Source organism: Delftia sp. WY8, assembly GCF_018437695.1.
In the GTDB taxonomy this organism is placed as follows: Bacteria; Pseudomonadota; Gammaproteobacteria; order Burkholderiales; family Burkholderiaceae_C; genus Comamonas; species Comamonas tsuruhatensis.
This window is the reverse complement of record NZ_CP049795.1, coordinates 1577808-1592244: the sequence shown is the minus strand read 5'-3', so window position 1 is coordinate 1592244 and position 14437 is coordinate 1577808. Positions and strand designations below refer to the sequence as shown.

9 protein-coding genes and 1 CRISPR repeat array are annotated in these 14437 nt (G+C 65.0%); of the genes, 4 read left to right on the top strand and 5 right to left on the bottom strand.

Annotated elements, in window-relative coordinates:
- Positions 1–95 precede the first annotated feature (95 nt).
- A complete protein-coding gene (locus tag G4D77_RS31040; protein ID WP_317840641.1) occupies positions 96–404 on the top strand; it encodes a hypothetical protein in 309 nt (102 codons plus the stop codon).
- A 43-nt stretch (positions 405–447) separates the two neighbouring features.
- Here G4D77_RS31040 and mog read toward each other — a convergent pair whose 3' ends face one another.
- Positions 448–1053, bottom strand: a complete 606-nt coding sequence (mog, locus tag G4D77_RS07310; protein ID WP_154834975.1) for a molybdopterin adenylyltransferase — start codon at positions 1051–1053, stop codon at positions 448–450.
- Positions 1046–1723, bottom strand: a complete 678-nt coding sequence (yjgA, locus tag G4D77_RS07305; RefSeq protein WP_016449652.1) for a ribosome biogenesis factor YjgA — start codon at positions 1721–1723, stop codon at positions 1046–1048. Before yjgA ends, mog begins: the two co-directional genes overlap by 8 nt.
- Before the next feature lie 66 nt (positions 1724–1789).
- On the opposite strand from yjgA, the gene pmbA reads away from it, so the two are divergent.
- Together pmbA and G4D77_RS07295 are read left to right on the top strand one after the other, a co-directional pair.
- Positions 1790–3199 carry a metalloprotease PmbA gene (gene pmbA, locus G4D77_RS07300; protein ID WP_016453829.1) on the top strand — a complete coding sequence of 470 codons (1410 nt, stop codon included), beginning with the start codon at positions 1790–1792 and terminating at the stop codon, positions 3197–3199.
- A 284-nt stretch (positions 3200–3483) separates the two neighbouring features.
- Positions 3484–5495: direct repeats of the CRISPR family, unit length 32 nt; unit sequence GTCGCGCCCCGTGCGGGCGCGTGGATTGAAAC.
- A 219-nt stretch (positions 5496–5714) separates the two neighbouring features.
- On the top strand, positions 5715–7463 hold the full coding sequence (locus tag G4D77_RS07295) for a methyl-accepting chemotaxis protein (protein ID WP_154834973.1): 1749 nt from the start codon (positions 5715–5717) through the stop codon (positions 7461–7463).
- 8 nt (positions 7464–7471) lie between these two features.
- Here the strand turns inward: G4D77_RS07295 and G4D77_RS07290 are convergent, their stop codons facing one another.
- From G4D77_RS07290 to G4D77_RS07280, 3 genes are all read right to left on the bottom strand, one after another.
- Positions 7472–8017 (bottom strand): hypothetical protein, encoded by a 546-nt coding sequence (locus G4D77_RS07290; protein WP_016453827.1) that lies wholly within the window; start codon positions 8015–8017, stop codon positions 7472–7474.
- Positions 7980–8561: a hypothetical protein gene (locus G4D77_RS07285; protein WP_154834971.1), complete on the bottom strand. Its 582-nt coding sequence runs from the start codon at positions 8559–8561 to the stop codon at positions 7980–7982. The genes G4D77_RS07290 and G4D77_RS07285 overlap by 38 nt, the downstream gene beginning before the upstream one ends.
- A 208-nt stretch (positions 8562–8769) precedes the next feature.
- On the bottom strand, positions 8770–12123 hold the full coding sequence (locus G4D77_RS07280; RefSeq protein ID WP_046986683.1) for a mechanosensitive ion channel domain-containing protein: 3354 nt from the start codon (positions 12121–12123) through the stop codon (positions 8770–8772).
- Between the two features lie 372 nt (positions 12124–12495).
- Between G4D77_RS07280 and G4D77_RS07275 the strand changes: the two genes are divergently transcribed.
- Positions 12496–14418 (top strand): PrkA family serine protein kinase, encoded by a 1923-nt coding sequence (locus tag G4D77_RS07275; protein WP_016449756.1) that lies wholly within the window; start codon positions 12496–12498, stop codon positions 14416–14418.
- Positions 14419–14437 lie beyond the last annotated feature (19 nt).

Below are 14437 nucleotides of genomic sequence, written 5' to 3'. Positions count from 1 at the left end.
GTCCGCAGAGGCGGACATCTATCCGCTCAACACTCCGGATCTGGCGGACCGGATCGACGGATCCATTGGCGAAGGCTCTCGCTTCCACGAGTCCAATGGCTACTACGCGCAGGGCGTGGGCCCGGACAGTGCTTGCCTCAGGCTGGCAAAACCGGCTGCACCGTATCCAGAACGGCAATACCAACGATCGCGTCGGCTATTGCCTTGATGTGCTGGATCTCTTTCTCTCCAAGGCCCAGGCGGGGCGCGACAAGGACCGGGTGTTTTGCATGGCACTGATGGAGCATGGCCATGTACAGGTCGATGCGGCACTGAAACTGGCAAGCAGCATGCCGTTGGGTGATGACGGCAAACGGCAATTGCGGGCCCGGATTCAGCGCTGGTTCAAGGGGCTGAAAAAATAAAAAGCAGCCCGCAGGCTGCTTGTCGATTGCCGTGTCCGCGCGATCAGGCCGCAGGTCGCGCGGTGCGCACTGCGCTCTTGGGGCGGAACGCCTTGCAGACGCTGTCATCCGTTTCCAGATAGGGCCCGCCGATCAGGTCCACGCAATAGGGCACAGCCGCAAAGATGCCGTTGACCGTTTGCGTGCCATCAGGGTTTTGCAGGCCTTGCAGAGTCTCGGCAATCGCCTTGGGCTGGCCCGGCAGGTTGATGATCAGGCTCTTGCCACGGATCACCGCCACCTGGCGCGACAGGATCGCCGTGGGCACAAAGGCCAGGCTGATCTGGCGCATCTGCTCGCCAAAGCCCGGCATTTCCTTGTCGGCCACGGCCAGCGTGGCTTCGGGCGTGACATCGCGCGGGGCGGGGCCGGTGCCGCCCGTGGTCAGCACCAGGCAGCAGCCGGCATCGACCAGTTCGATCAGCGTGGCGCTGATGCCGGCCTGCTCGTCGGGGATCAGGCGCGGCTCGAACGTGATGGGGTTCCTGAGCGCGCGGGTGAGCCAGTCCTGCAGGGCCGGCAGGCCCTTGTCCTCATAGACGCCGCTGCTGGCACGGTCGCTGATCGAAACGATGCCGATGCGCACGGCGTCATGGACGGGCTCACTCATCGTCGGCTTCCTCGCCAGCGCCGTCACCGTCCTCGGCTGTCTCGCGGCCCGTGCCGCCCAACTGCTGGCGCACCAGCTGGAACAGATCGCGGTAGGCGCGGCCCTTGCGCTGGGCCAGGCCGGTGGATTCCTGCACATTGGCCTCATGGGCGCCCGGCATGTCCTTGCGGGCCTGGCGGATCAGGGCGCGCAGCTGCTGGGTGTCGGTGTCGGGGAAATGGTCCAGCCAGATGGACAGGGCTGATTCCTCGGCAATCAGGCGGTCGCGCCATTGCTCGGCCGCATGCAGGGCCATCTTCTCGGCGGCCGATCCGTTGTGCTGCTCGTCCAGCGCGGCGCGCACGGCGGCGATCTCGGTCTCGTCCAGCTTGCGCATGAGCTTGCCGACGTACTGCATCTGGCGGCGCTTGCCTTCGAAATTGGTGATGCGCTTGGCCTCGGCCAGGGCATCGGCCAGTTGGTCTGGCAATTGCAGGCGCTTGAACAGGTCGGAGCGCAGCGTCAGCAAATCCTTGCCGAGGTCCTGCAAGGCGTCGGACTCGCGCTTGAGATCCGTCTTGCTGGAGTCGGGGGTGCCTTTGAGTTCGGCCTTGAGCTGCAGGTCGAGTTCGCTGCCTTCGGCAACGAAGTGACCTTTGACGTAGTAGCCTTTTTTGGGTTTGCGTGACATGGGGTAGGGGACAAATACAGTGGCGGCGCGGAGGGCGCTGCAGTGGCGGCTATCATAGCCGCCGCTATGAAAAAACCCCGTCCCCGCGCGGCAAGCACCGCCAAACCGCAGGCTGATTCCGGCTTCAGCTACAGCCAACCGTTTTTTGAAGACCTGGTGGACCGTGCCCTGGTCCATGCCAAGAAGCTCGGCGCCACCGACGCCGGAGCCGAGGCTTCCGAGGGCTGCGGCCTGAGCGTGAGTGTGCGCAAGGGGGCGCTGGAGACCGTTGAGCGCAACCGCGACAAGTCGCTGGGCGTGACCGTCTACCTGGGCAACCGCCGTGGCAACGCCAGCACCTCCGACTTCTCGGATGCCGCCATCCAGCAGACCGTGCAGGCCGCCTACGACATCGCGCGCTTCACCGCCGAGGACCCCATGGCCGGCCTGCCCGATGCGGCCGACATCGCCCCGCCCGGCACCCACCGTGACCTGCAGCTGTTCCACCCCTGGGAGCTGACCAGCGAGGCTGCGGCGCAGCTGGCGCTGCAGTGCGAAGAAGCTGCCCTGGGCACGCACAAGCGCATCACCAACAGCGAAGGCGCTGGCGTTTCGGCCCAGCAAAGCCATTTCTTCAGTGCCCATACCAATGGTTTCCGTGGCGGCTACGCCAGCTCGCGCCACAGCCTGTCGGTGGCGCCCATCGCATCGCTGCCCGGCCGCAATGGCGAGATGCAGCGCGATGCCTGGTACAGCTCCATGCGCAACGCGGCCGACCTGGCCTCGCCCGAAGCCGTGGGCCGCTACGCCGCCCAGCGCGCCCTGAGCCGCCTGGGCAGCCGCAAGATCCCGACCACCGAATGCCCGGTGCTGTTCGAGTCCACGCTGGCCGCCGGCCTGCTGGGCAGCTTCGTGCAGGCCGTCAGCGGCGGCGCGCTGTACCGCCGCAGCACCTTCCTGCTCGACTCGCTGGGCAAGCCCGTCTTCCCCAAGCACATCGACATCACGGAAGACCCCTTCATCCTCGGCGGCAAGGGCAGCTCGCCCTTCGACGAGGAAGGCGTGCGCGTGCAGGCCCGCAAGGTGGTGGATGCCGGCCGCGTCGAGGGCTACTTCCTGTCCAGCTACTCGGCACGCAAGCTGGGCATGAAGACCACCGGCAATGCCGGCGGATCGCACAACCTGGTCATGACCTCGCGCCGCACCAAGGCCGGCGACGACCTGCCCGCCATGCTCAAGAAGCTGGGCACGGGCCTGTTCGTGATCGAACTCATGGGCCAGGGCGTGAACTACGTGACCGGCGACTACTCGCGCGGCGTCAGCGGCTTCTGGGTGGAAAACGGCGAAATCGCCTTCCCCGTGCATGAGATCACCATCGCAGGCAACCTCAAGGACATGCTCAAGGGCATCGAGGCCGTGGGCGCGGATGCCTACAACTACGGCGCCAAGACCGTGGGCTCTATCCTGATCAACCGCATGAAGGTGGCTGGTAGCTGATCGGCTTGCGGCTGCGCATGCTGATGAAAAGCGGCCCGAAAGGCCGCTTTTTTGTGGGCACCCAGTCACCGCGTGCCCCGGCCGCAGTTGGCCGCACCAGCTCGCGTCCCGCGAACCCCAAGTGACCTTTGTCCTCCCCTGAGGTTCGCATTTCTGCAAGCCGTTGTTTTTGTTGAGGCATCACTGCGTCTGTCGTGGTCCTTGCCGTTTTTCCGTGACAGAGCGCGCAGGTTCGCGATGGCGAAGCTTTTTTTGCAGTGGTGCGGCTGGGTTATAAGCATGCCGTCGCGCCCCGTGCGGGCGCGTGGATTGAAACGATCTCTTTCATCCCCGTGTATTGCCCGCCTGAGTCGCGCCCCGTGCGGGCGCGTGGATTGAAACTTTTCGTCAACCTCTTGCTCGAGGTCCGCACCGGTCGCGCCCCGTGCGGGCGCGTGGATTGAAACCGGTGCAGCAGCAGGCCGTGCCTGCCGTCCAGCAAGGGTCGCGCCCCGTGCGGGCGCGTGGATTGAAACGTGCCAAGCGCCCTGCGTGTCCAGTTCAGGGTTGGTCGCGCCCCGTGCGGGCGCGTGGATTGAAACATGAGGTAGGCCACGGGCGCATAGGCCTCGACACGTCGCGCCCCGTGCGGGCGCGTGGATTGAAACGCCAAGCTCTGCGGCCACTTCTCCTGCTACCACGGTCGCGCCCCGTGCGGGCGCGTGGATTGAAACTTTGTTGGGTCCAATGCGCCACACACAGAGCTCCGTCGCGCCCCGTGCGGGCGCGTGGATTGAAACTGACCAGGACCAGACGGGCGCCAAATGCGCTGAAGTCGCGCCCCGTGCGGGCGCGTGGATTGAAACGTCAGATAGTCGTCGGCTGTCCCGAGTCGGTCCAGGTCGCGCCCCGTGCGGGCGCGTGGATTGAAACACTGCCTGCGACCGAGCTTGCTGGCCCCTTCGACGTCGCGCCCCGTGCGGGCGCGTGGATTGAAACACGACTACTTCGCGGACATGGTGCCGACCATCACGTCGCGCCCCGTGCGGGCGCGTGGATTGAAACACGCATATTGCGGAACGGCTGGGCGTGCCGCGCACGTCGCGCCCCGTGCGGGCGCGTGGATTGAAACCCGGTCCTCAATTATTGTGCCCGTTTGGTCTACGTCGCGCCCCGTGCGGGCGCGTGGATTGAAACTATTTCAAGGCCTATCTCAAGGGGCCGGAACTGGTCGCGCCCCGTGCGGGCGCGTGGATTGAAACATGCCGCTTTTGCGCTGATCGGCGCGATCGGGGCGGTCGCGCCCCGTGCGGGCGCGTGGATTGAAACCATAGGCAGCTCAGAAATGCCCGCTGCTGCAGCGCGGTCGCGCCCCGTGCGGGCGCGTGGATTGAAACGCAACATGACCTTCTGCACCTGAAGTGGGTCCTGTGTCGCGCCCCGTGCGGGCGCGTGGATTGAAACATGCTGCACCGCCCTTCGTGCGCTCGATGACGTGAGTCGCGCCCCGTGCGGGCGCGTGGATTGAAACCGCATGCAGCACATCCCACTGCCCTTCGTTGCCGTCGCGCCCCGTGCGGGCGCGTGGATTGAAACTATGTGACGCGCAATGGCGATCTGGCGCTCCAGGTCGCGCCCCGTGCGGGCGCGTGGATTGAAACTGCTGCAGTGGTGAACGGCAGCGTGCGCGCGCCGTCGCGCCCCGTGCGGGCGCGTGGATTGAAACCGTTTCCGTAGCGCGCACTAAGCGTTACCCCAGAGGTCGCGCCCCGTGCGGGCGCGTGGATTGAAACATGGGGCAGGGGGCCTGGATGAGTCTGGCCGTGGTCGCGCCCCGTGCGGGCGCGTGGATTGAAACAAGTCTGGTTACTTGACCGGCTACTACGTGTCGCGCCCCGTGCGGGCGCGTGGATTGAAACTGCCCATTGATGAATAGGCCGTTGCCAAAATGCCGTCGCGCCCCGTGCGGGCGCGTGGATTGAAACTCCGTAGTCTGTCGGGCTTGCCTGTTGAGATTGTCGCGCCCCGTGCGGGCGCGTGGATTGAAACTTACACATAGGAGCCGGCATGCCCCCCTCGCAACGTCGCGCCCCGTGCGGGCGCGTGGATTGAAACGGAATCCCCTGAGGCGCGCTCGCGCGCTGCAAAGAGTCGCGCCCCGTGCCGGCGCGTGGATTGAAACGGCAATCTGTTCAACGGGATCGGCTCTGGATTCGGGTCGCGCCCGGTGCGGGCGCGTGGACTGAAACAATGACATGGACGACGACATAGCGTTCTAGGGGGTCGTCGCGCCCCGTGCGGTCGCGTGGATTGAAGCATGGCCATCAAGCGCGAAATGACGGGTTCTGGCAATGGCTGGCAGCCCGATGCCTGCATGTCGGCAAGGCGCTGTCCTACTGGATGTGCAGGGTTTGGGAAGGCGACGCAACTGATTCAAATTGTCAAATTTGTTCCCGGATGTGTTTCTTCCGTGCCAGCAGTCTGGCCGGTTTGCGTAGGTGGTTCGAGGGAGAGCGACGTGGGTTTTCTGAGGCGTATGAAGTTGGGAACCATGCTGGGCATGGGTTTCCTTGCGGTGATCGTGGTCTGCATGTGCGTGGCCGGCTTCGGCTGGATGAAGCTGCACGATCAGGGGGAGCAGTTGCGTGTTTTGGCCGAGGACCGCATGGGCAATCTGGCCCGGCTGCAATCGCTCAAGGACAACGCCAATGTGTCGGCGCGGGTGGTGCGCAATCTGGCGCTGATCACCGATCCGGCGCAGATGGCCGAGGAGAGCCGCCGGCTGGATGAGGTGGTTGCCAGGAACGGCCTGGTCATGAAGGAGTTGGACCAGCGCCTGCAGACCGAGCAGGCGCGCCGGCTCTTTGCCGACATACGGCAGGCGCGCCAGCCTTTCGTGGAGACCATGCGCCAGGCCGGTGACCTGGGCCTGGCCAACCAGGGCGATGCCGCCAGGGATCTGATCATGGGGCGCCTGCGCTCCTTGCAGACGACCTATTTCGATGCGGTCGAGGCGCTGGTCTCCTACCAGAAGTCCCAGACACAGGCCACGGTGGACGGCTCCCTGCGCAGCGTGGCCGAAGACGGCGTGGCCATGCTGGTGCTGACACTGCTGGCCGCCGCGCTGGGCTCTCTGGTGGCCTGGATGATCACCAGGACGGTCAAGCAGCAGTTGGGCGGAGAGCCCTCCTATGCCGCCGGGGTGGCGCGCCAGATCGCGCAGGGCGATTTGTCCGTGCGGGTGCAACTGGCGCCCGGAGACACCTCCAGCCTGCTGCACGCCATGGAGGACATGCGTGCCGGTCTGGCGCGTGTGGTCGCCGATGTGCGGCAAAGCAGCGAATCCATTGCGACCGGCGCCAGCCAGATTGCCTCGGGCAATGCGGACCTGAGCCAGCGCACGGAAGAGCAGGCCAGCAATCTGGAGCAGACCGCCGCCTCCATGGAGGAGATGAACGCCACCGTCAAGCTCAATGCCGATACGGTGCGTACCGCCACCCAGCTGGCCGCTTCGTCGAGCCAGGCCGCCACTGGCGGCGGCAAGATCGTGGACCGCGTGGTGGCCACCATGGAGCAGATCACCGCGAGTTCCCGGAAGATCGAGGACATCATCGGCGTGATCGACTCCATTGCCTTCCAGACCAACATCCTGGCGCTCAATGCCGCCGTGGAGGCAGCACGGGCGGGCGAGCAGGGGCGAGGCTTTGCCGTGGTGGCTTCCGAAGTGCGCAGTCTGGCCCAGCGCAGTGCAGGGGCGGCCAAGGAGATCAAGGCTTTGATTGGCGAGAGCGTGTCCAAGGTGGATGAAGGCTCCGGTCTGGTGGGCGAGGCAGGTTCCGCGATGCAGGACATCGTCCGCCAGGCGCAGCAGGTGGCCGACCTGATCGGCGAGATAGGCGCAGCCACGGCCGAGCAGGCCGATGGTGTGGCGCAGGTGGGCGACGCCGTCGTACAGCTGGACCAGGTCACGCAGCAGAACGCCGCCCTGGTCGAAGAGTCGGCGGCGGCTGCTGCCAGCCTGAACGCGCAGGCTGCCAGGTTGGTCGATCTGGTCAGTCTGTTCAAGCTGGATGGGCTGTCCTCACCTGCCGATCAGGCTCCTGTCGCGAAGCCCGCCGTGGCCTCCGGCATGCGTGGTCTGCCTTCAGGTGCCGACAGCTTGCCTCGCCAGTCCGGGGCGCAGGCCGCCATGCGGGGCGACAGCAGATCCACATCCACGGCAATGCGGGTGCCTGGCCCCCGCACTGCAGCCGAGCGCGCTGGTGAGAACTGGGAAGTGTTCTGACCCTGTGTTCATCGGGCCGCGTTGTAGTACCAGTGCAGCGGCTCGCAGTCCATGTCGGGACGGCCAGCCGCTGCATAGGCCTGCAGGCAACTCACATGGTTTTCAATGCGCGTCTTTTCCTCTTCGGACAATGTTCCCAATACCATGTTGGCCGAAAGCGCAGAACGGTAGAGCTTGAGCGCGTAGTTCATGTCCAGTGGAAGCTTTTCCTGAATATCGCCCTCTCGCTTTCTGACCATGGCGAGCATTTGCAGTTTGACGTCCACATATCTATACAAGGCTTCGGGGGAAGGATAGAGTCGCATACTCGTTCCAAAGGATTTGGCGGCGGGAGACCATGCTTTACGTTGAAAGTCTTTCATGCCGTGCTGGTAGAAGTTCTGCGCCGCGGTTTGGTCTGCATGCCGATTTGTTTGAAGCCAGTTGCGTACAAAGTCAGCATCGCCCACCTCTTCCGATGCCAGGAGATCTTCTGGACTTTTTTCTTGTGCATAGCATCCAGCGAGAAGCAGGGCGCTAGCGAACCACGGAAACCATGCCAACAGTTTTGCCATCACCACTCCTGCAGAGAATTAGATATTGATAAAGTGAATTCCATTGCGCCGGATCCACGGTGATGCATCCGGCACTCTCGTGCCCTGGGTGCAGGTATCTATCGTTGCGAAAAGGAGTTGCACTTCCATTGTTGAGGAAAAACCAATTTTTGGCATAGGGTGTTTTATGTAAATATGCAGACCCTATTGAGTGTGGGAAATCTGGGATTTGAACAGGGTGCGTTCCTGTTTTAATAGGATTTTCGTCGTCTGTAAAAGCTCGGACACGACCCCCTGGATAGATCAGGGTCTTGCGGCTCAAAATGAATTGAATGATTGCAGCAGGCCGATATGCGGGAGCCTGTTTTCGGAGGTATCCCTGTTTCACAGAAAACCTGTTGCCACTTTCGACGCCCTCCTTGACGATGAAATGGTCGCGCCCATTCGAGCTGGATTCGATCTCGGTGGCAATATGCTCCGGCAGCGCAACAATAGCGCCCGAAGGCTCGCGCCTGACATTGAGCCAGCCATCCGTTCCTGCACTGGTATATCTTCTTTCCGCCATTGCCCCTCCCAGGATTTGAAGCGTCCGCAGACATCGTTGTGAGATGCCGATTGTGTGCGGATTGCCATTCAGTTGGAGGAGGAAATGAAGGGGGATGAAAATTTTCAGAATGATCCTAGGATATATGAGTCACGGTGATTTGAGGGTGGAATGCCGTGGTGCCCATGGCCCGCCACTCCATGGGTCGAGAGTGGCGGGTTTCAATGTCTCATGCAGCCGGCTGGGGCGGTGTCTGCTGCGCCGGCTGCCCCGCAGGATTTGCCGGCATGTTGCGCACATGCAGGTCCAGCTGCGGGAAGGCCACGGCAATGCCAGCGTCCTTGAGCCGGTCGTTGACGCGGCGGTTGAGGTCGTGGCGCACGGGCAGGCGGTCTTCGACCTTGCCCACGTAGGCGCGCAGCTCGAAGCGCTGGCCGTTGCCTTCCAGCGCCATGAACCAGCAGTTGGGCTCGGGCTCGCGCAGCACCTGGGGGTGCTCCCTGGCAATGTCCAGCAGCATGTCGCGCACCTGCTCGGGGTCGTTGCCGTGGGCCACGGGCACGTCGATCACCAGGCGGGTCACGTCGTCGCTCAAGGTCCAGTTCGTCACCTGGCCCGTGATGAAGGTCTTGTTGGGGATGACGATTTCCTTGTTGTCGAAGTCCAGCACCGTGGTGGCCCGCGTGCGGATGCGCGTGACGGTGCCGGTGAGGGTGTCGATGGTGATGACATCGCCCACGCGGAAGGGCCGCTCCACCAGCAGTATCAGGCCCGAGACGAAGTTGGCGAAGATCTCCTGCAGGCCGAAGCCCAGGCCCACGGTGAGCGCCGCCACCATCCACTGCAGCTGGCCCCAGCGCAGGCCCAGCAGCGTGAAGGCGCTGACCGTGCCCGCGATGGTGATGGCGTAGCGCGCCAGCGTGGCCAGGGTGTAGCGCGCGGAGCTGCTGATGCGGTTGGAGGCCGACAGCGTCACTTCCAGCAGGCCGGGCAGGTTGCGTGCAAAGCTGAAGGTGAGCAGCAGGATCATCACGCCCAGCAGCGCATCCATCAGGCTCACGGGGGCGGCATGCGCGATGCCGTCGGCGCCGGTGTTGGTGGTGTACCAGAGCACCACGCCTTCGGAGCGCAGCAGCGCAGGCAGCACGGGCAGCCAGGCGTAGACCAGGGTCAGCACGACCAGCACCTGCTGCAGCAGGCCCAGCAGCCGGTGCGCCTGGGCGCCCACGGTGACCAGGGCCATCTGGGTGGCTTCGTCGGTGGGGGCCTTGCCGGTGTCCACTCCCGAGCCGCTCTGGGCCAGCCTGGCGGCTTCGCGCAGCCGGTTCAGCGCCAGGCGCCGCTCGCCCAGCAGCAGCCAGCGCCGCAGCAGGTTGACCACGACCTCGACCGCGCCCAGGAACACGAAGCTGGCCATCAGGGCCTGGATGACTTCGGTGGCCGTGTAGACATAGCCGAGCACGATGCCCACGGCCAGCGCGCTGAGCATGAGCATCAGCACCACGCTGACGATCTGGCCCCAGTGGATGCCGGGCCGCTTTTGCTGCATGACACGGCGAAAGTACAGCCAGGCCATCCAGGCCAGCCCCAGCGACAGCATGAGGATGGAGATGCGCCCCCAGGTGCTGATGGCGTGGTTGTCATGGCTGTAGAAGGCCAGGCCGCCCAGCAGTTCGGCAGGCACGATCAGCCAGGCGGCGCGGCGCACCATCTGGCGCAGCATCTGCACGCGAGCAGCCGGCCAGCCGAAGTGGGCCAGTGCCAGCCCGCCCGGGCAGAACAGGGCGTTGAGCAAGGTGGCCACGAAGATGAAATCGCTGAGCTGGACCAGGGTGGCGCCCAGCGGCTCCAGCGCCGTGCCCACGGTTTCCGGGCCTTGCAGCAGGCTGCCCAGCGCCGCGGCCGCAAAGCTCCAGGGCAAGGTGTAGAGCAGGCTCCAGCCCAGCGCCAGCAGGCTCAGCCCGAAGTGGTCGCGCATGAAGTCGCCCACGCGCACGGCGATGGACTGCAGCTGGCGCAGCGCGTAGCGGCGCAGGCCCAGCAGCAGGGCCACGATCAGGCCGACGGCGCCAAAGGCCCAGGGATCGTTCCAGATGCTGGCGGCCAGCGCCCGCGCGGTTTTCCAGGGCGAGCTGCTGCCTTCGATGTCCTGCTCCAGCGCCTGCCACTCGCTGAGCCAGGTACGGTCCATGGGGCGGTGGCTGGGGAACCACAGCAGCTCCTTGTCCAGCACCTGGCGCAACTCATTGCCGCTGCGCAGGGCCGCGCGCAGCGCGTCGTCGGTCTGCTCCAGCACGGCGATGCGGCGCAGCAACACCGGTTGCAGCTGATCGGTGAGCGCCACCTGCCGGGCCAGCAAAGCGGTCTGCTGGGCCGATACCGTGGCGTTGGCGGCCGGCTCCGGTGCCGCCACGCCGCCTGCATCCGCAGCGTCGGCCGGGGCCTGCGCCGCCGTGTCCGCGCCGGGGTTCTGGCGCCATTTGCTGGAGTTGAACAGTGTCAGGCGCAGCTCGGCCAGCTGGCGCTGCACGGCCCGGTGCCTGGCCTGCAGGGTGCTGCCGGAGGACAGCTCCACGCGCTGCTGCCACAGCCACTGGCCCACGGCCGCGCTGCCACCGCCCAGCCGCAGGCGTGCCTGGGTGTCGCGCAGCGTGGCGCTCAACTGGTCACGCACATATTCGTCATTGGCCAGGGTCTTGCGCTCCTGCGCCAGTTCATTGGAGTTCTTGAGGATCTGCGCGGCCAGCGCAGCATTGCGCTGGGCCAGGTCGCGTATGGCGGGATCGGCGGCGGAAGCGTGCTGGGCGGCCAGCTCCATCTCCTGCACCTGCTGCTCCAGTTGCTGGCGGCTGCGCTCGGCAATGCGCTGGGTCAGCCAGGCGGCGCGCGGCATACGCTCCAGCAGCTCGCGGCGCTGGGCCTGCAGCTGGGCGGCCAGCAGGCGCTGGCGGGCTTCGATGGTGGACTGCTCTTCCTGGCGCAGCGCCAGCTCCAGCAGGGCGCGGCGGTGCTCGGCGCTGCGGCGCGCCTGGCGGGCCTGGGTGAGGTCGGGGGCTTCGCCGGGCTCGGCGGTCACGGGCTCGGCGTTTTCCTGGGCGCGCTGCTGCAGGATGGACAGATCGATCCGCCCCGGGCCGGGCTGGGAGACCAGGTTGGCCTGGTCGGCCGCGGATTTCTCGATGCCGGCCTTGAGGGCGGCAATGGCATCGCGCTCATCGGCCAGTAGGCGTTCCAGCACTTCCTGGCTGGCGTTGGCGGGAACGCGTTCCTTCCAGCGATCGAACAGGCTGCCCAGCTGCTCGTCGCTCAGCGGCGCGGGCAGGGGCGGCACGGGCGTGCGTGCCCTGGCGCGCATGCGGTCCAGTTCCTGGGCCAGCGCATCGGCTTCCTTTGTGGCCGAGGCTGCGGCATCGAGCTGGGTCTGAATGGCGTTGCTTCGTTCCTTGTCGGACGCGGAGCCACCGCCCAGGGTGCCCTGCAAGGCACCCAAAGGGCCTGCTGCCGGTGCGGCCTTGGCCAGGCCCGGTGCCAGCAGGGCGAGCAGCAGGCCGAGCACCAGGCACATGGCCCACAGCAGGTGCATCGGCGTGACGGCAGCCAGTTTGCGCGATGGGCGACCGGCGGCAAGTAGGGGGTTGTCGGCAGGAGACATCGGTTCTGAATTCGGGCCTGTGCCGCTGTGTGAGTGCGGACTATCATTTGTCAAAAGTGGGAGCGTGAGGCGCTGTATTCACGGGCCTTGCTGCAGGCCCGGCTGGCTCAAGCCCCTGTCCCGGCACCGCAAAAAGCGGGGTAGTCCAGGAACCTGACATTGTGACCTCGCGCGCAATGCAGACATGTGGGACGTATGAGCTATTCAAAGCGGATGCAAGGTGCTACAACAGTTCCACACGGTAGCGAATGCCTTGCAACTTCGCGGCACTGTTCGCCCTCGGGTGCCGCCGGGAGAGGTCGTATGGATGTCATCAGCAACTCGGCTGCACGTTACGTTCGCCTTCGCGAAGAAGAGATGTCGCTGGACGAATTTCTCGCCCTGTGCCAGCGCGATCCCATGGCCTACGAGGGCGCCGCCCAGCGCATGCTGGCGGCCATAGGCGAACCCGAAATGGTGGACACGCGCAATGATCCGCGCCTGTCGCGGCTGTTTGCCAACAAGGTCATCCGGCGCTATCCGGCCTTCGCCGAGTTCTACGGCATGGAAGACTCCATCGAGCAGGTGGTGAGCTTCTTCCGCCATGCGGCCCAGGGCCTGGAAGAGCGCAAGCAGATCCTCTATCTGCTGGGCCCCGTGGGCGGTGGCAAGAGCTCCATCGCCGAGCGCCTCAAATACCTGATGCAGAAGGTGCCGTTCTACGCGCTCAAGGGCTCGCCCGTGAACGAGTCGCCGCTGGGCCTGTTCGACCCCGTGGAGGACGGGCCGCTGCTGGAGGAGCAGTTCGGCATTCCCCGGCGCTGCCTCAACCATGTGCTGTCGCCCTGGGCCGTCAAGCGCCTGGAGGAGTTGGGCGGCGACATCCGCCAGTTCCGCGTGGTCAAGCGCTATCCCAGCATCTCCAGGCAGGTGGGCATTGCCAAGACCGAGCCCGGCGACGAGAACAACCAGGACATCTCCAGCCTGGTGGGCAAGGTGGACATCCGCAAGCTGGAGAACTTTGCCCAGGACGATACCGATGCCTACAGCTACTCGGGCGGCCTGTGCCTGGCCAACCAGGGCCTGCTGGAGTTCGTGGAAATGTTCAAGGCGCCCATCAAGGTGCTGCACCCGCTGCTGACGGCCACGCAGGAGAGCAACTACAAGGGCACGGAAGGCTTTGGCGCCATTCCCTTCGACGGCATGGTGCTGGCCCACAGCAACGAGAGCGAGTGGAAGGCCTTCCGCAACAACCGCAACAACGAGGCCTTCCTGGACCGCGTCTACATCGTCAAGGTGCCTTACTGCCTGCGTGTGTCGGAGGAGGTGCGCATCTACGAGAAGCTGATCCGCGAGTCGTCCCTGGCCAGCGCCGTGTGCGCGCCCGGCACACTCAAGATGATGGCCCAGTTCGCCGTGCTCACGCGGCTGAAGGAGCCCGAGAACTCCAGCATCTTCAGCAAGATGCAGGTCTATGACGGCGAGAGCCTCAAGGACACGGACCCGCGCGCCAAGAGCTTCCAGGAGTACCGCGACTATGCGGGCGTTGACGAGGGCATGTCGGGCATCTCCACGCGCTTCGCGTTCAAGATCCTGTCCAAGGTCTTCAACTACGACAGTACCGAGGTGGCGGCCAACCCGGTGCACCTGATGTATGTGCTGGAGCAGCAGATCGAGCGCGAGCAGTTCCCTGCCGAGCTGGAGACCAAGTACACCAGCTACATCAAGGAATACCTGTCGCCGCACTATGCCGAGTTCATCGGCAAGGAAATCCAGACCGCCTATCTGGAGAGCTACAGCGAGTACGGCCAGAACATCTTCGACCGCTACGTCACCTACGCCGACTACTGGATACAGGACAGCGAGTACCGCGACAACGATACCGGCGAGGCCTTCGACCGCAACGCGCTCAACGCCGAGATGGAGAAGGTCGAGAAGCCCGCGGGCATCGCCAATGCCAAGGACTTCCGCAACGAGATCGTCAACTTCGTGCTGCGCGCGCGGGCCAACAACCAGGGCAAGAACCCCAGCTGGACCAGCTACGAGAAGCTGCGCGTGGTGATCGAGAAGAAGATGTTCTCCAATACCGAGGAGCTGCTGCCCGTGATCAGCTTCAACGCCAAGGCCAGTGCCGAGGATGCCCGCAAGCACGAGGACTTTGTCACCCGCATGGAGGCCAAGGGCTATACGTCCAAGCAGGTGCGCCTGCTGTGCGAGTGGTATCTGCGCGTTCGCAAGAGCAACTGACGGGTGGGTGCGCCGCCCT

What these genes read in the sequence shown, in the direction of transcription:
- yjgA (WP_016449652.1), bottom strand. Translation starts at nt 1,723, where the DNA reads ATGTCACGCAAACCCAAAAAAGGCTACTACGTCAAAGGTCACTTCGTT.
- G4D77_RS07290 (WP_016453827.1), bottom strand. Translation starts at nt 8,017, where the DNA reads ATGGCAAAACTGTTGGCATGGTTTCCGTGGTTCGCTAGCGCCCTGCTT.
- G4D77_RS07275 (WP_016449756.1), top strand. Translation starts at nt 12,496, where the DNA reads ATGGATGTCATCAGCAACTCGGCTGCACGTTACGTTCGCCTTCGCGAA.
- G4D77_RS07280 (WP_046986683.1), bottom strand. Translation starts at nt 12,123, where the DNA reads ATGCACCTGCTGTGGGCCATGTGCCTGGTGCTCGGCCTGCTGCTCGCC.
- mog (WP_154834975.1), bottom strand. Translation starts at nt 1,053, where the DNA reads ATGAGTGAGCCCGTCCATGACGCCGTGCGCATCGGCATCGTTTCGATC.
- pmbA (WP_016453829.1), top strand. Translation starts at nt 1,790, where the DNA reads ATGAAAAAACCCCGTCCCCGCGCGGCAAGCACCGCCAAACCGCAGGCT.
- G4D77_RS31040 (WP_317840641.1), top strand. Translation starts at nt 96, where the DNA reads ATGGCTACTACGCGCAGGGCGTGGGCCCGGACAGTGCTTGCCTCAGGC.
- G4D77_RS07285 (WP_154834971.1), bottom strand. Translation starts at nt 8,561, where the DNA reads ATGGCGGAAAGAAGATATACCAGTGCAGGAACGGATGGCTGGCTCAAT.
- G4D77_RS07295 (WP_154834973.1), top strand. Translation starts at nt 5,715, where the DNA reads ATGAAGTTGGGAACCATGCTGGGCATGGGTTTCCTTGCGGTGATCGTG.